The following is a 15,983-nucleotide window of genomic DNA, read 5'->3' on the forward strand; positions in this document are numbered from 1 at the left end:
CCCCACTCAACCGTAAGCGGGGCCGCCGCCGGAAATTCAACTGTTCAACTGACAGCGCGCGGAATCGGTATATTGCCGATCCGTTCGACCTCGCCGAGACCGTTGATCACGCACGCCTGACCGATCAGCCCTTTGCAGGTCAGGCCGGTGTCCTTGAGCTGTTGGGCCGTCAGGCTGCCGCTCGCCACGCCGATATAGACCCAGTACTGCAGCGACTTGCTGTCGACACCCAGTTCGCCAGTATCGGCGACCACCCCGAAATGCTTCTGGGCGCGATAGTGATCCGGCCGGAAATTCTTGTCGTCGTCGGATTTCCATTCCTCGATGAAGCTGTCGTACCGGTTCGCGCGCAGCGTAACGAAGTCGTACATCCACGCATCATTGAACACCGATTCGAGGAACGCCTGGCGGGCGCCGTCCGCTCCCAGCGCCTTGCACATCACACCGAGCAATCCGCTATTCAGGTTCGACGCTGCATCGTTGAAATGAACCGGCAGTCCGACGACGCTCCAGGACGCAGCACCTTCTGCTTCGTTCGTTGCCGGTTGCTCCAGTTCCATGTGGATACCGCGTGCATCCCAATCCAGAAATGCCCGCATCAGACTTTCAATATCATCGGCAAAAAACCATTCATCCAGTGCAGCCCGCGCCGCACCCGGATCATTGCCCCCACAACTGACTGCGAACAGCGGGCGCCCTATCGCGTTGACGTATTCCTCGAATTGCGCGCCATTTGTAATGGCTGACCTGAAGACCGTTGTGCCGGGTGAGGGAGCTTTCGTCATCTATAACCTCCATGCATTACGGGATTTTTTTATTGGGAAACGCGCGAACCGCCACAATACTAAAGTTTTATCTCGACGAGAAGGGCACGTTAAATTGGGGTAAATGCTTAATTGGTCGGCGCCTTTGCATAAGTGCTTAAATTTTGCTCACCATAACATGATAATCATCTGCAACACGCATAAAAAAAGCCATGCCAGATAGGTATTTTTATTTGCGCTTTTATGAAAAATTATTTGTAGACTCATCCGATAATGAGCTAAGATTTCCATGCAGTTCGATGGTTCCCTGAGTGTCACTGCGGCTTCCCCGAGCCGTGAATGGTGATTACGCCCGCCAGTGGCGGGCGTTTTTTTGAAGGGTATTAAGCGCTGCTTTATGATCGTCGTGGGTAGCGAGCTCCTTATTGGGATCGGCGGTATTGCCGCGCCAAATGCCGCGCCAAATGCCGCGCCAAATGCCGCGCCAAATGCTGCGGCGGGGGCCGCGCGGAGACAGGTCGGCGACTATGCTTAATGGCAATATATAATGGGAAAATTATAGACTCCCCTTATTTTTGCCTATCCCTGCCCGGTTGCCATGTCACGTTTCATCATTAAACCATTCCCGGCATAATGCACGCACATTTCGAAATGCCTACCATCGAATATGGCCTGTGTTTTCAGACAGTCTTCCTGGCAGAAGGATTGGATCGATTACACGGTTGGCAAGTCGCGCGTATTAAGCGATTTTTTACGTACTTGGATGCCGGCGCCACCGATTGAGGTTATGTCATCTGGCTTAATCCAGTGAAAATGCATTTTTCGTCCGTGAGTCAGGGTCGGAAAAATCAGTATTTTCAGCGAGCGATGCCTGTTCGGATGATTGAGCCGTTGCCGCCCGCGTGTTCAAACGATGACGGCCGCAATAAAATCGTCTTTATAGATGCGGCCACGTGGCTTTCAATACGATTGATTCTATTTGCAAATAACACAGAACCTTTACGACGACGCCGCATTCTTCGACAACTACAGCTGGCGGAAAAACGCGAACGCCGATGATGTTGTTGATATCCGCGATGCGGTAGTTTTCAGGCAAGCGGCGGGCGCTCAGGCATCGCGGCTGCGTCGCGGTTCGGCGGAGAGGGTTCGCTGGGTGCGATAGAACACGCGCGGCGGCACGTTCGGCGAATCCTCGGCGAGCCGGTCGAGTTCGTCGCGGATCGCGGTCAGATAGTGGCCGTCACGCGCATCGGCGTCGCCTGCGAAGATCGCCTCCAGCCTGCGCCGCACCGCGCCGTAGCGCGCACCCGCCGCGCGATGCTTTTCGCCGCGCTCCGCGTATCTGAGGAAAGTTTGCAGCGCGGCTGAGACCGCCGCCGCAACGCTCATGAGGCCCACGAAAATCCTGAGCGCGGGCGAGACGGCCGTCAAACTTAATGATGCAAACACCGCCGTGCCCACGGACGCGGTCAACGCGGTGACCAGCCAACCCACGCTGCGGTCTCGCGCTAATAGCAGGTCGGCCATGTCGTAATGGCTCATCTGGGATTCACGCGCGCGCCGGATCCATTTCAGCAGAAGCTGGTCTTCGTCGACCGGGGGCTCGTACGCAGTCAGATTCTTCATGTCGCTCGTCAGGGCTGTTCAGTGTCGCAAGCGTAGCGCCTGCGCCTGACGATACTGTGCCACATGCCACATTAGGGCGACGCGCTGGATGCCGCGCCGCGTGCCTGGATCAGTCGAGCAAACGGCGCACCCGTGGAATCACTTCCTCAGCAAAAACGCGCATGTCGGTCTCGAAGGGCTGAAATTGCAGCATGAACAACTCGATCCCGGCACGATGAAACGCCGCGATCCGCTGCGCGACGGTGTCGTAGCTGCCGACGAGGCCAGCCGCCGTGCCACCGTTCGAACCCACCCGCGGCGTTTGCGCGAAGGTCTGGAACATCACCGCCTTCGGGTCGATGTTCGATTTCTGTTGCGCACGCAACGGCGCGTCTTTCGCGGCCAAGGCGAATAGATGGTTGAGGTGCTGATTGGCGGCCTCATCGGTTTCGCGGGCAATCACGAACGCCGACAAGCCAAAACGCAACGGTTCATGCGAGGCCGGGCGCTCGCGGTCCGAGACATTCGCGATCAACGCCTTGACGTCGTTCAGTGGCTGGCCGTTGATGAACCAGACGTCGCCTTTGTCGGCCACCAGTTGCCGCGCGGGGTCCGATTCCCCGCCGACGTAGATGCGCGGACGGCTGCGAAACGGGTCCGCGGGGCGCAATAGATAGTCATCCACATTAAAATGCTCGCCGTGAAAGCGCGTGCGTTCACCGCGCAGTAAAGCGTCGACCACCGTGATCCACTCGCGCCCGTACGCGTAACGCGCGTCGTGCTCCGCGAAGCCGATGCCGGCGCGCTCCAGTTCAGGGCGATTCCATGCGTTGACAAGATTGATGGCGAAACGCCCGCCGCTGATGTGTTCGATCTGCTGCGCCATCTTTGCCAGCACCACCGGGTGATATAGATAGGGCTTGATCGCAGCGATGATTTCGATGCGCTCGGTCAGCGCCGCGAGCGCGGCCGATGCGCTCCACGCTTCGAGCTGATCGAAGTCGGGATTGTGCGGATTGATCGTGTGTTGCGCGACCAGCACGGAGTCATACCCGAGCCGCTCGGCTTCGAGAACGAGCGCTTTGTTTCGCGCCCACGAGGCGTCGTACGGTTCATCGGGGTCCTGCAGCGCGGCGCGGCTGCCGTGAACCAGGGCCCAGATGCCGAAGCGGGGAGGCAGTGTCGACATGATGCGGAAATCTCCACGGGAAAGGCGTGTTCTTCAAGTTGCGTCCAACCTCGAATGATGAGCGATACGGGCGCCGCGCGTTCCAATTTCTACCCATATCGATCGATGAAATGGGTCTTTGGCCGCGCGTCGTTCTTTTTATATATTCGGCGATTCCGCATACCTCCAATGGATCTCGTCGATGCCCCGCGTTTTTTCCCGTTCCAGAAACCCGCGACGTCTCTGTGTGTGCCTGACCTTGATCGGCGGCGTGCTGTCCGCCGGCATGGCATGCGCCAACGAAACGGTTTCTGTTGCTGAGCGCGCTGGCTAAGGCGGGTCTGACGATCAACGACATCCAGGTGCGCTATCTGGAGGCACCCGATGCGCTCGCCGCCTTCCGCGGCGGCAACATTGACGCATGGGTCATCTGGGACCCGTTTCTCGCCGCGCAGCAGCGTGAAGCGCACGTTCGCGTGGTGGCGGACGGCAGCGCGGGTGTCGCTCAATACAACCGCTTTTACACGGCGACAACCGCCTTTGCCGACAAGCACCCGGACGTGCTGCGCGTCGTCTTCGACGAATTGAACACGACCGGTAAGTGGGTCAAGGCGCATCCGCAGGAAGCCGCGCAGATTCTCGGCCCGCTGTGGGGCAACATTCCCGCGCCGACTGTCGAGTTGGCCAATAGCCGTCGCAGCTATGACATCGTGCCGGTGAACCGTGATCAGTTGGCCGAACAGCAGCGTATCGCGGACACCTATCGCGCGGCCGGACTGATTCCCGCCACGTTGAAAGCGACGGACATCCGTATCTGGACGCCGCCGGCAAAGTGATCCGGGCAAGCGGCTGTTTTCGTTGTCGAACGGATTATTCCTGCTGGACCACAAACTTTGAGGCCGCGTAACCGGCCTTCAGACGTTTGACCACAACCCCACGTTTTTCGGAGTTTGGGGTTGTGCTTTTCAGGCGTGGCGAGCCGTGGCGACGTCCGCATTTCGCGCCACGCCGAACCGTTCGTTATGCGCATTGCCGTTCAGATAGAAGTCACCGATAGCGGCTTCACGAATGATCGCCGGATTGTGCGACGCCAGCACCCGCGCATTGCGCCAATAGCGGTCGAAGCGGCGCGTTTCGCTGGTTGCCGATGCGCCGCCCACTTCGAACAGCAGCGTGGCTGCTTGCAGGGTTTGTTCGATAACGATCTGTTGCGCCTGGAAAGTCTGGATATCCAGATGGATGTAGGTTTGTTCGCTAGTCCGGCCTTCCTGTCGCGCGACTGACACTTCATCGATCGCGCGGGCGAGCGACGCACTGATGCTTTGCGTCGAGTAAGCAAGGCTCGCGAGGCGGCCGACTACGCGATGCACCAGCGGATTGTCGCGCGGGCTCGATTCACCCGGGATACCGAAGGTTCTCGTTTTACCTTGTGTGAACGCCACCGCATCACGCAGCGCCGCACGGCTGATTCCAGCAAGGTTCGCGACATGCAGTGCCTGATAGTACGCGGTAAGCAGACTGTTACGGCGCGGCTCGGACGCCTTATACCGGCGGTACAGATTGTCGAGCGAGACCGGTACGTGCTCAAAGCGTGCCGTGCCGCTGCCGGTGAGACGCTGCCCGAAGCCATCCCAATCGTCGATGCGTTGGAGGCCCGGCGTGTCGGTTTTCACGAGTACGCGGACGTCGCTTTCGCCGTCGTGCGCGGTGACGTCCACCCAGTCCGCGTAGAGCGTGCCTGTGGTGTAGTACTTTTCGCCGTCGAGATGCCACGTGTCGTTGGTCTGGGTGAGACGCACGCTGTTGTTGGTGACGCCGGTGCGTTCGGACACGGCACCGCCGATGATCTGACCTTGTGCGATACGCGTGAGCCATCGGTCGCGCAGCAGCTCATCGTCATTTTCCAGCAGCGATTCGATAAAGCCGCCGTGCACGCGGAGGATTTGCGGAAGGTTCGAGTCTGCCTCGCCGAGACGCGTGACGAGAGCGAAGAACTCGGTGAGTGAAATGCCTTCGCCGCCGTAGCGTTTCGGCACGCGCAGTTTGGTGTAGCCGGCTTCACGCAGCCACTCGACGGGAGCGTAGGGCAGATTCCGGTTCTGTTCGCGCTCGACTGCGCCTTCGGCGATGCGGGCGAAGACGTGGGCGAAGCGGCGGGTGAGTTCGTTTTCGGCAAACGGTTCCGCGGCGTCGGCGGTTGCCTGATTTAGGGTTGCGTGCGATTCAGATGCTGGCATGAGTTCTCCAATGCGGGGTGGGCGCCGGGCGCAATCTGAGAACGGTACGGGAGGGGCGGGGTGCTAGCAACGAAGCATTTGGCTGATTCTTAGAACACGTAGTGAAATGACTATTTTGCCCGCCGACGCCCCAACGCTCGCACCGCGAGCAAACACACAACCATCACAGTAAGCGACAAAACCGTAGTCATCGTCCCAAGCGCGTAAATCACAGGCGTCGTCACCGACGTGGTAAGTCCCTGCAACTCGAGCGGCAAAGTATTCTGATCGCCAATCGCCTGCGAGGTACGCGCAATCTCATCCCATGAAAGCGTGAACCCGAACATCGCGACGCCAACAACCGAAGGTCCGATGATAGGCAGGACAACATGCCGGAAGCTCTGCCACGGCGTGGCGCCCAGATCCCGCGAAGCCTCTTCATAAGCAGGATTGAAGCGGTTGAACACAGCAAACATTACGAGCAGGCCAAACGGCAGCGTCCACGTCAAATGCGCGCCCAGCGCCGACGTGAACAAGCCCATCGATGTCGTATAACTGTCGGCGAAGGACTGATACCCCCACGCGGAAGCGAGATACTTCACACCGTTATCGAGCAGCCGGAAGGTCAAGCCGATCCCAAGCGAGACGATAATGGACGGCATGATCAGACTGGCAACCGACACGTAAAAGACCGCCGTATCGCCACGAAAGCGCCGGCGAAAAGCCAGTCCGGCCGCCACGGAGAACAGCACCGTCAGCACGGTCACAGCCAGCGCAAGCCGCACCGATCGCCCGAATGCCGCCCAGATATCGACATCGCCAACGCCGTCACGCAGCACGGCAAACCAGTGCAACGACACGCCACGCATCGGAAACGTCAGCCCACCCTCGGGTCCCTGAAACGAAAGAATGAAAATCGTAATGACCGGTCCATACAGGAACAGCACGAACAGGCCGAACAGCAGCGCGAGCCAGTAAAAGCTGGCCGGCCGACGTTCCCGATGTTTGAGGCGAATGGCCTGCATCTTCACAGCTCCTTGCGGATATCGACTACCCGCGTCAAACCCCACACGATCATCAACACGACAGCCAGCAGAATGATCGCGTTAGCTGCCGCCGCGGGAAATTGCAGGTAGCCGGTCTGTACCTGAATGATCTTGCCGACCGATGCAATCTGCTGGCCGCCCATCACGCCGACGGTCAGGAAATCGCCCATCACGATCGTGATCACGAAGATCGAGCCGATCACAATGCCGGTCTTCGACAGCGGCAACACCACGTCGCGAATCACTTGCCAGCCGCTCGCACCGGCATCGCGCGCGGCTTCGAGCAACGAGCGGTCGATGCGCATCATCGCGTTGAAAATCGGCACGATCATGAAGAACGTGTAGAGGTGCATGAACGCCAGCACGACCGAGAAGTTCGAATACAGCAACCACTCGAGCGGTTGATCGATCAGATGCGCGCCCAGCAGCGCCTGATTGACGAGCCCGTTACGGCCGAGCAAGGGCATCCACGAGATCATGCGGATCACATTCGACGTCCAGAACGGAATCGTGCAGACAAGGAACAGGATGGTCTGCATGCTCGTCGTGCGCACGTGGAACGCGAGGAAGTAAGCGATCGAAAAACCCAGCAGCAAGGTCACGGCCCATACGATCGCGCAGAACTTGAGCGTCGACCAGTAGGTCTTGAAGGTCACGCAGACGTCCGTCATCGACGAACAGCCGTTGAAAATCGCCGCGTAGTTTTTCAGCGTGAAAGCCGGGATGATCTGGTATTCGTTGAAGTCCCAGAAACTCACGATCAAAGTGATGACCAACGGCACGATGAAAAACAGCAGGAATGTCAGCGAAAGCGGCGTTGCCTGCAACCATGCCGGCGCACGCCGGTGTTTGACGGGCGCATCCTGCGCGTGAGAGGAAAGGTCGATCGTTGCCATGGGCGAATATCTCTGGAAGCACTGCAGAAGCACCGCGGAAGCACTGCGCTGCGCATTGGCCACGTCATCGAAAAACTGCCGGTACGTCATGCACCGGCAGTCCGGCATGCGGCTCGCGCGCTCAAGCCACATTCAGGCCACGTTCAGGCCGCGATGAACTCGTTCCACTTCTGGACCAGGTAGATGTTCTCGTCCATCACCGCATTCCAGCAGGCAATCGCGCCCATGCGCTGGTTGTATGAGCCGCCGTCGCGCACGGTGCCGGCTTTTTCGAGCAATTGGCCATCGGGCGCCTTGATGTCCTGGGCGGCAGCTTTGCCTTCGATCCAGTAGTCCCATTCATAAGGCTGCATGTGTGTCTTCGCGGTCTCGAGCACACCCGAGTAATAGCCCTGACGCATCAGGTAGGCGCCGGCCCAGCCGTCCTGGAACCAGTTGACGAACTCGTACGCAGCGTCCAGCTTCTTGCCTTGCAGCGAGCGCGGAAAGCCGAAACCTGACGCCCACGATCGATAGCCTTCCTTGAGCGGCTGGAATTTACAGGCGATGCCCATGGTGCGCACTTTGGTCACGGCCGGCGACCACATCGACTCGATCACCACCTCGCCCGAAGCCATCAGGTTCACGCTTTCGTTGAAGTCCTTCCAGAACGCGCGAAACTGGCCGGCGTGCTTGGCTTCGATCAGGATCTTGATGGTCTGGTCGATTTCGGCCTTGGTCATGTTGCCTTTGTCACCATATTTCATGTGGCCCATTGCTTCGATCGCCATCGCCGAGTCCATGATGCCGATCGCCGGAATGTTCAACAGCGCCGCCTTGCCCTTGAACTGCGGATTGAGCAGTTCGGCCCAGCTGTCGATCGGGCGCTTGATGAGGTCGGGACGGATACCCAGCGTGTCAGCGTTGTACGTGGTCGGAATCAGCGTCATCCATTCGGTCGGTGTCGCGGAGAATTCGGTGGAGCGCGGGCCGGTCAGAAACATCACTTTCTTCGGAGCGGTGCCCTGATCGCCGATCTTCTTGCCGTTCACTTCACCGCGCGTCAGCACCGGCGTGATCTTGTCGGCGAGCTTGATGCGTTTCGCGTCCATGCCCGCGAGCGTGCCGGCCGGAATCAGTTTCTTGAGCGCGAAATATTCGGTGTCGACAATGTCGAACGAGTTGGGCTGCGTGATGATCCGCTTGGCCACATCGTCAGTTGTCACCGGCACGTATTGAATCTCGATGCCCGTGTCTTCCTTGAATTTCTTCGCGATGTCGGCGCTCTGATTCACCGCCGTGCCGAGGTAACGCAACGTGATCTTCTCCTGCGCATGCACGTACGGAAACCCGGCAATGCCGGCCGCCGCCACGGCGCCCTTGATGAAGGTGCGGCGCGACAGGCCTTTTTCCTTCAGATCGGATGCGGCCGCTGCCGGGCTCTCGTTCGTTTCACTCATTGCTTTCTCCTCAGTTGACGGTCGTTTGACGTTCACTTGATATTCGCTGGATGGTCGAGCAGCGCCTGTTAGTCGTTCAATTCGCGTTCAGTTCGCGCTTTTCATTCAGACGTACTCTCGCTGCCATGTCACGCAATGCCGCACACCCGCTCACGCAGCCAGCGGATGCGCGTCCTGCTCGTTCCACCAGACCACGACGCGCGCGTCAGGGCCAAGCTGCGCCGGGTCGTAGTCGCCGTCGCTCACGAGCGAGACCAGTTCAGGCGAGCCATCGAGCGGATCGAGCGTCATGCGTAAATGGGTGCCCTGGTACTCCGCTTCGCGTACCGTGCAGGGCACGCCGCCGATCCGGGTCAGGCCGCGCTCGCCGGTTGCCGTCTGGACGGGGGTGACGCCGTGCGGTACCACGCGCAGATGGTCGGCGCGCACGGTAAACGAACGACCATTCGTGTTGAAGACGTTGTGACCGCCAAGAAAACGCGCGACGAATTCAGTGCGTGGACGGTTGAAGACTTCGTGCGGCGTGCCGCTTTGTTCGATCCGCCCGTGGCTCATCACGACCACCAGATCGGCAAGCGCCATCGCTTCTTCCTGCGAGTGCGTGACGTGCACGAACGTGATGCCGAGTTCTTTCTGCCAGCGCTTGAGTTCCGCACGCATTTGCACACGCAGGAACGGGTCGAGCGCGGACAGCGGCTCGTCGAGCAATAGACAGCCAGGTTGATTCAGCAGCGCGCGCGCGAGCGCCACACGTTGCTGTTGACCGCCAGACAGTTGCGCCGGTTTGCGTTCGGCATACGCGGACATCGCGACCAGTTCCAGCAGCTCGCCGGCTCGCTTGCGGCGCACGTCCTTCGCTATGCCGCGCATCTTCAGGCTGAAGGCGACGTTATCGAGCGCGCTCAGATGCGGGAACAGCGCGTAGTTCTGAAACACCATCGCCGTGCCGCGCGCAGCGGGTTCCTCGCGCGTGACGTTGCGCCCGGCAATCAGAATGTCGCCTTCGGTGACCGATTCATGCCCGGCAATCATGCGCAAGGTCGAGGTCTTGCCGCATCCCGACGGCCCGAGCAGGCAGCAGTACTGGCCGCCGGCAATGCGCAGATCGATGGCGTCGACGGCAAGCGAGTCGCCGTATTGCTTCGACACGTGCACCAGTTCGATATCGGCGGCTGTGGTTTCGAGCACCGTTGAAGCAGGCTGAATCATGAAGTGGATGTCCTCGTGAACGGCGAAGAGCGGGCGCACGCAAAATCACACGCGGTGCCAGGGCGAGACCATGCAAATGCAAGACATGTGCCATCCGTCGCCTCGCGATGCGCGGCCATTGCAAACGCGCCGGTGTGCTTAACGTCGACGAGTTGGCTCACATATTGCAAACGATCCACACCGTCGATCGTCAGCGATCAAAGAGAATCTTTTTGCGCAATCGCGGTGCGTCTTCGGTCCGTCCCGGGGCATGATCCGGCCAACTCGGTTCATGCGGGGCGCCACGCGGCGCTTTTTCGTCACTCACTGCTTCTTTACATGAACGACACACGGAACATGCCCGCAGCAGAGAATCGCGCCCGTCAACCGATCGCCACCCACGGCCGCTTTGGCTATCGCCCGATCACGGACAGCGACGCGTTCCGCTGGCCCGGCGGTAGCGGGCTCGCCGTCTATCTCGGCTTCAACATCGAACACTTTGCGTTCGGCGAGGGACTCGGCGCCGCGCTCGGCCCGATCTCGCCTCAACCGGATGTGCTGAACCATAGCTGGCGCGAGTACGGCAACCGCGTGGGCGCGTGGCGCTGCATCGAACTGTTCGACCAGCTGGATTTGCCGGCGGGCACGCTGATCAATACGGCGCTCTACGACCATTGCCCGGAGCTGATCGCGGCCTGCGTGGCGCGTGGCGACGAACTGATCGGCCACGGGCACACCAATGCGCATCGGCAAAGCGATCTGGACGAGAACGGCGAACGTGAACTGCTTCTGCATTGCCGCGAACGTATCGCCGAAGTCTCCGGTACGCCACCGCGGGGCTGGCTCTCGCCATGGATATCCGAGTCGCACCTGACGCCCGATCTGCTGGCTGAGACCGGGTATCGCTACACGCTGAACTGGTGTCACGACGATCGTCCGGTACGCATGGCCACCCGTGGCGGCCCGCTGTGGTCGATTCCGTACCCGCAGGAACTCAACGATCTGCCGATGATGGTGGGTCGCCATATGGATGGCCGCGCGTTTGCCGACATGATCGTCGATCAGTTCGACGAGATGCTCGAACAGGCCAATCGCGGGCCGCAGCCGCAGGCGCTCGTGATGGGCATCGCGCTGCATCCTTATCTGGTGGGTCAGCCATACCGGCTGCGGCATTTGCGCCGCGCGCTCGAGCATATCGCCGCGGCGCGCGTGAACGGTGATGTATGGGTGACGACGCCAGGCGCGATCGCCCGTCACATGGACGAACTGGAGCGCGACGGCGTGCTGCGCCCGGAACTCGCATGAGCATGAAGCCGAAAGCCGGCGCCGCCACTGCCAGAAAAACGCCGAAGGAAGAGGCGGACGTCGACGCGCGCCTCTATCAGTCAATCTTCGACGGCGTGCTGAACCATCGTTTGACGCCCGGCACGAAGCTGCCGGAGCCCGAGTTGTGCCAGCTGTTCGGCGTGGGTCGCGCGGTCGTGCGGCGGGTGCTGGAAAAGCTCGCCTACGAGGGCATCGTCGTGCTGCGGCCGAACAAAGGCGCGGTGATCGCCGAGCCGACGCCGGAGGAAACGCGCGAGATCTTCGAAGCCCGGCGCTCTGTCGAACACGTGCTGGTCGAGTTGGCCGTGCAGCGTGCGAGTGCGGAGGACATCCTGGCTTTGCGCCAGCAGCTGGCGAGCGAGCACGAGGCGATGCATCGCTTCGACCAGCCTTCGTGGGCCACGCTCGCCAGTAGTTTTCATATGCGCGTCGCCGCGCTCGCGCGCAACTCCATTCTGCAAAACTATCTGAAGGAACTGGTTTCGCGCTGCTCGCTGATTGTCGGCGTGTATGAACCGCCGGGGCATGCGCCATGCGAGCACGCGGAGCATGCGGCGATTGTCGATTGCATCGAGGCACGCGATGCCGCGGGCGCAATGGCCCATATGAAAGCGCATCTTCGCGATATCGAGGAGCGGATCGAAACTTCGCGGATGCGCGGCGAGAAAAGCCTCGGCCAGTTGCTCGGCATCACCGGCACCACCACTCAGACCTAGGCCCCCACAGATGGAAATCGACTTCGACACGATCACTGAATACCAGCGCTACAAGCTGATGGCGAGCCTGATCGTGCCGCGCCCGATCGCGCTCGTCACCACGCTCGGTGCGGACGGCACGATCAATGCCGCGCCGTTTTCGATGTTCAACATGCTCGGCGAAGAACCGCCGATTGTGATGATCAGCGTCAATCGGGTGGCCGACGGCACGCTCAAGGACACGGCGGTGAACATCGCGCGAACCGGTGAGTTTGTCGTGCATCTTGCCGACGAGGCGATCGCGGAGAAGATGCATCGTTGCGGCGAACGTTTGCCGCCGAATGTGAGTGAACTCGCGGAGGTCGGCTTGACGCCGGTGTCGAGTACCCACGTCGCGCCGCCGCGTATCGCCGAAGCGCCGGTGGCATTCGAATGCACGTTATGGGAGACGCTGGAGACGACCAGCCGGCAGATTTTCATCGGCCGCGTGCATCGGTTGCATGCTCGCGATGAGTTGATCGATATCGAGACCTGGCGCGTCCGGCTGCAGCATTACTTTCCGGTGGGACGCTTCGGCGCGAGCGACTATGTCACGACGCGCGACCGGTTTACGCTCGGCTGACTCAAACCGCAAGCGCCCGGCCGTCGCTGCGCGGATCGTGAGCGCCTGAAGCCGAGCCATCCGCCTCGATGCGAATCACGCCCGGATGCCCCGCCAAAGGACTTTGCGCTGCAATGGCGCTGACTTCATGGCCACGCGCGGCGAGTGCGGCGAACACGTCGGCGCCGGCGTCTTCTTCGAGCTTCAACGCATCTCGCGTATCGGAGAAGGTCTTGCCAAGCAGAAAGCGCGGACGGGCGAGGGCAGTGAGCGGGTCCATCCCGTAGTCGATCAGGCGCGTGAGAATCGCGGCCAGCGTTTGCGGCTGACCGTCGGCGCCTTGCGTGCCGAACAGCAGGTGCGGCCGGCAGTCCTTCAGATACATGCCGGGGTTGAGCGTATGGAATGGCCGTTTGCCCGGTTGCACGACGTTGTGATGCGTGGGATTCGTGCTGAACGACGCGCCGCGGTTGTGCCAGAGAATCCCCGTGTCGCCCGCCACCACGCCGCTCCCCCAGTCGAAGTAAACCGTTTGCAGCACGCTGACGCTGCGGCCTTCGCTATCCGTCGCGCCGATAAACACCGTGTCGCCCGGGCGAAACACGTGGGGCCATGCGCGCGCTGCACGCAGATTGATTGAGCGTGCATGCGCATCGAGCGCGGTGGGCGACAGCATGTCGTCGACCGGCACGGCGTTGAACTCAGGATCGGACACGAAACGGTCGCGGTCCGCGAATGCGCATTTCACTGCTTCCACCAGCAGGTGGTAGTAATCGGCGCTGCCCTCGGCCATCCGCGCGACATCGAAACGATCGAGGATGCCCATGATCTGTAACGTCGTCACACCTTGAGTAGGCGGCCGCATGCTGACCAGTTCGCCGCCACGATACGCGACACGCACCGGCGCTTCATCGCGCGCTTGCGTTCGCGCCAGATCGCTCGACGTCAGCGGTGAGCCGGCCTCGCGCAAACCGCGCGCGATCCGCTCAGCTAGCTCGCCTTCATAGAATTCGCGCGCGCCGAAGCGTGCAATCCGCTCGAGGCTCTTCGCCAGCGCGGGCTGCACGAAACGTTCGGCGATGGCGGGAGTCCGGCCGTGCGGTGCGAAAGTCGCCGCAAAGCCGGGGAGAGCGTGCAATTCGTCCGCGCGCATGCGTTGCCAGAAATGCTGCGAGGGCGTGACGGGAAACCCATCGGATGCATAGTCGAGTGCACGGTCGAACAACGACGACCACGATTGCGCGCCGCCCCATGCGTCCTTGCTGATCTCATAGGCCTGATGCCATGTATCGACGGTCGCGGCCGTGGTGAGTGCCGAGGCAGCACCGCGCAACGGAATCGCACCGCTGAACGCAGGCAGTTGCTGCGCGGCCTGGCCGATGCCCGACACCGTGCGCAACCTCCCTTGCCGGTCGCCGATCACCCAGAATGCGTCGCCGCCAAGTCCGGTGAAATGCGGATACGTCACGCAGAGCGCCGCGCCGATCGCGAGCGCGGCTTCGATCGCATTGCCGCCGGCACGCAATACATCGCGGCCTGCCTCGCTCGCCAACGCATGAGGGCTGGTGACCATGCCGGCGTTGGAACGGGCGAGTCGGGTGTCGTGCATCGATACTCCGCAAAGAGGAATGAGCTGCGACCGAGCTCGTCGGAGTAGCGAGTATAAGTGCGCGCGCGGCGCCGAAAAAAATCGGCGCGTAGGGGTACGCCGAACGCGTCTCTTTACGTGGCAAGCAGGCACGCGCTGGAAGGTCTGACCGATCGGCGGCGATCGAGCGTGCTGCTTTATCGTTCGCGAACTGAGCTCACTCGTACGAAAACGCCCCGCCGAACTTGTCCATCCGCTCCAACGCCATCCCCGAACCGCGCACCACGCAGGTCAGCGGCGCCTCGGCGACAAACACCGGCAGACCGGTTTCTTCCGCGAGCAGACGGTCGAGATCGCGCAGCAAGGCGCCGCCACCCGCCAGCATGATGCCGCGCTCGGCGATGTCGGCGCCCAGCTCCGGCGGCGTCTGCTCCAGCGCGATCTTCACCGCCGAGACGATCTGATTCAACGGATCCGTGAGCGCTTCGAGAATCTCGTTGCTGGACACCGTGAAGCTGCGCGGAATGCCTTCGGACATATTGCGGCCCTTGACTTCCATCTCCTTGACCTCGGAGCCTGGAAACGCCGAACCGATTTCCTTCTTGATCGCCTCGGCGGTCTGCTCGCCAATCAGCATCCCGTAGTTGCGGCGAATGTAGTTGACGATCGCATCGTCGAACTTGTCGCCGCCCACGCGCACCGAGCCTTTGTAGACAATGCCGCCGAGCGAGATCACCCCCACTTCGGTGGTGCCGCCGCCAATATCGACCACCATCGAGCCGGTCGCTTCCGACACCGGCAAACCCGCACCGGTGGCCGCGGCCATCGGCTCTTCGATCAGGTACACCTGGGAGGCGCCGGCGCTATGCGCGGCTTCCTTGATCGCGCGGCGCTCGACCTGAGTCGACCCGCACGGCACGCAAATGATGATGCGCGGCGACGGCGCGAACATCCGCGACTCATGCGCCATCTGGATGAAACGCTTGATCATCTGCTGGGTGATGTTGAAGTCGGCGATCACGCCGTCTTTCATCGGGCGGATCGCCTCGATATTGCCCGGCACCTTGCCGAGCATCTGTTTCGCTTCCTTGCCGACGGCCAGAATGATCTTCTTGCCATTCGGGCCGCCTTCCTGACGAATCGAGACCACTGAGGGTTCGTCCAGCACGATGCCCTTGCCACGCATGTAGATGAGGGTGTTCGACGTGCCGAGGTCGATTGCCAGGTCGTTGGAAAAATAGCCACGCAGAAAACCGAACATGCAAATTCCTGTCTCGCTGATGCCGGGCGCGTAAGCGCGCCGCTTGGGGATGCCGCCCAAAGGCGGCAGGCGACCAGGTGGCGGTCGGGAGAGAGGGAAGAATAACAGTTTCGGACGGACGGCTGCCTGGGCGGGCCTACCCGCAGGGAGTTGTCGGCCTGCCAACCCATTTGCCAGCGGGTATCGAAGC

13 protein-coding genes and 1 pseudogene are annotated in these 15,983 nt (G+C 61.1%); 4 read left to right on the top strand and 10 right to left on the bottom strand.

Going from position 1 to position 15,983, the window contains the following annotated elements; translation table 11 throughout:
• Positions 1-44: 44 nt before the first annotated feature.
• The 3 genes from PQR53_RS26155 to PQR53_RS26165 all read right to left on the bottom strand — a co-directional run bounded on the left by PQR53_RS26155 (position 45) and on the right by PQR53_RS26165 (position 3,558).
• Positions 45-785 carry a hypothetical protein gene (locus tag PQR53_RS26155; RefSeq protein ID WP_408460472.1) on the bottom strand — a complete coding sequence of 247 codons (741 nt, stop codon included), beginning with the start codon at positions 783-785 and terminating at the stop codon, positions 45-47.
• Between the two features lie 1,086 nt (positions 786-1,871).
• Positions 1,872-2,390 (bottom strand): SLATT domain-containing protein, encoded by a 519-nt coding sequence (locus tag PQR53_RS26160; RefSeq protein WP_408460475.1) that lies wholly within the window; start codon positions 2,388-2,390, stop codon positions 1,872-1,874.
• 109 nt (positions 2,391-2,499) lie between these two features.
• Positions 2,500-3,558, bottom strand: a complete 1,059-nt coding sequence (locus tag PQR53_RS26165; protein WP_408460478.1) for an LLM class flavin-dependent oxidoreductase — start codon at positions 3,556-3,558, stop codon at positions 2,500-2,502.
• 278 nt (positions 3,559-3,836) lie between these two features.
• Between PQR53_RS26165 and PQR53_RS26170 the strand changes: the two are divergent.
• Positions 3,837-4,373 (top strand): annotated as a pseudogene (locus tag PQR53_RS26170) (ABC transporter substrate-binding protein); the annotation flags it as partial.
• Between the two features lie 129 nt (positions 4,374-4,502).
• Here the strand turns inward: PQR53_RS26170 and PQR53_RS26175 are convergent.
• From PQR53_RS26175 to PQR53_RS26195, 5 genes are all read right to left on the bottom strand, one after another.
• Entirely contained in the window at positions 4,503-5,774 is a 1,272-nt protein-coding gene (locus PQR53_RS26175; RefSeq protein WP_408460481.1) for an acyl-CoA dehydrogenase family protein, read from the bottom strand.
• 110 nt (positions 5,775-5,884) lie between these two features.
• On the bottom strand, positions 5,885-6,778 hold the full coding sequence (locus PQR53_RS26180; RefSeq protein ID WP_408460484.1) for an ABC transporter permease: 894 nt from the start codon (positions 6,776-6,778) through the stop codon (positions 5,885-5,887).
• 2 nt (positions 6,779-6,780) lie between these two features.
• Positions 6,781-7,695: an ABC transporter permease gene (locus tag PQR53_RS26185; protein ID WP_408460487.1), complete on the bottom strand. Its 915-nt coding sequence runs from the start codon at positions 7,693-7,695 to the stop codon at positions 6,781-6,783.
• Between the two features lie 143 nt (positions 7,696-7,838).
• Complete coding sequence (locus PQR53_RS26190) at positions 7,839-9,134, bottom strand: ABC transporter substrate-binding protein (protein WP_408460490.1); 1,296 nt, start codon at positions 9,132-9,134, stop codon at positions 7,839-7,841.
• A gap of 150 nt (positions 9,135-9,284) precedes the next feature.
• Entirely contained in the window at positions 9,285-10,343 is a 1,059-nt protein-coding gene (locus PQR53_RS26195; RefSeq protein WP_408460493.1) for an ABC transporter ATP-binding protein, read from the bottom strand.
• A gap of 318 nt (positions 10,344-10,661) precedes the next feature.
• On the opposite strand from PQR53_RS26195, the gene PQR53_RS26200 reads away from it, so the two are divergent.
• The 3 genes from PQR53_RS26200 to PQR53_RS26210 are packed head-to-tail and all read left to right on the top strand — an operon-like array spanning position 10,662 to position 12,965.
• Positions 10,662-11,627, top strand: coding sequence for a polysaccharide deacetylase family protein (locus tag PQR53_RS26200; protein WP_408460496.1), 966 nt, complete (start codon positions 10,662-10,664; stop codon positions 11,625-11,627).
• Between the two features lie 2 nt (positions 11,628-11,629).
• Positions 11,630-12,364, top strand: coding sequence for a GntR family transcriptional regulator (locus PQR53_RS26205; RefSeq protein WP_408460701.1), 735 nt, complete (start codon positions 11,630-11,632; stop codon positions 12,362-12,364).
• A gap of 10 nt (positions 12,365-12,374) precedes the next feature.
• On the top strand, positions 12,375-12,965 hold the full coding sequence (locus tag PQR53_RS26210; protein WP_408460499.1) for a flavin reductase family protein: 591 nt from the start codon (positions 12,375-12,377) through the stop codon (positions 12,963-12,965).
• A 1-nt stretch (position 12,966) separates the two neighbouring features.
• Here PQR53_RS26210 and PQR53_RS26215 read toward each other — a convergent pair whose 3' ends face one another.
• Positions 12,967-14,553 carry a gamma-glutamyltransferase family protein gene (locus PQR53_RS26215; protein WP_408460502.1) on the bottom strand — a complete coding sequence of 529 codons (1,587 nt, stop codon included), beginning with the start codon at positions 14,551-14,553 and terminating at the stop codon, positions 12,967-12,969.
• A gap of 196 nt (positions 14,554-14,749) precedes the next feature.
• The gene (locus PQR53_RS26220; RefSeq protein WP_179741279.1) at positions 14,750-15,793 is read right to left on the bottom strand and encodes a rod shape-determining protein; all 1,044 of its coding nucleotides are present in this window, start codon (positions 15,791-15,793) and stop codon (positions 14,750-14,752) included.
• Positions 15,794-15,983 lie beyond the last annotated feature (190 nt).

This window comes from Paraburkholderia fungorum (assembly GCF_046027605.1).
GTDB lineage: Bacteria > Pseudomonadota > Gammaproteobacteria > Burkholderiales > Burkholderiaceae > Paraburkholderia > Paraburkholderia fungorum_F.

Coding starts and splice junctions, on each gene's coding strand:
- PQR53_RS26155 (WP_408460472.1), bottom strand. CDS start 785: ATGACGAAAGCTCCCTCACCCGGCACAACGGTCTTCAGGTCAGCCATT.
- PQR53_RS26160 (WP_408460475.1), bottom strand. CDS start 2,390: ATGAAGAATCTGACTGCGTACGAGCCCCCGGTCGACGAAGACCAGCTT.
- PQR53_RS26165 (WP_408460478.1), bottom strand. CDS start 3,558: ATGTCGACACTGCCTCCCCGCTTCGGCATCTGGGCCCTGGTTCACGGC.
- PQR53_RS26175 (WP_408460481.1), bottom strand. CDS start 5,774: ATGCCAGCATCTGAATCGCACGCAACCCTAAATCAGGCAACCGCCGAC.
- PQR53_RS26180 (WP_408460484.1), bottom strand. CDS start 6,778: ATGCAGGCCATTCGCCTCAAACATCGGGAACGTCGGCCGGCCAGCTTT.
- PQR53_RS26185 (WP_408460487.1), bottom strand. CDS start 7,695: ATGGCAACGATCGACCTTTCCTCTCACGCGCAGGATGCGCCCGTCAAA.
- PQR53_RS26190 (WP_408460490.1), bottom strand. CDS start 9,134: ATGAGTGAAACGAACGAGAGCCCGGCAGCGGCCGCATCCGATCTGAAG.
- PQR53_RS26195 (WP_408460493.1), bottom strand. CDS start 10,343: ATGATTCAGCCTGCTTCAACGGTGCTCGAAACCACAGCCGCCGATATC.
- PQR53_RS26200 (WP_408460496.1), top strand. CDS start 10,662: ATGAACGACACACGGAACATGCCCGCAGCAGAGAATCGCGCCCGTCAA.
- PQR53_RS26205 (WP_408460701.1), top strand. CDS start 11,630: ATGAAGCCGAAAGCCGGCGCCGCCACTGCCAGAAAAACGCCGAAGGAA.
- PQR53_RS26210 (WP_408460499.1), top strand. CDS start 12,375: ATGGAAATCGACTTCGACACGATCACTGAATACCAGCGCTACAAGCTG.
- PQR53_RS26215 (WP_408460502.1), bottom strand. CDS start 14,553: ATGCACGACACCCGACTCGCCCGTTCCAACGCCGGCATGGTCACCAGC.
- PQR53_RS26220 (WP_179741279.1), bottom strand. CDS start 15,793: ATGTTCGGTTTTCTGCGTGGCTATTTTTCCAACGACCTGGCAATCGAC.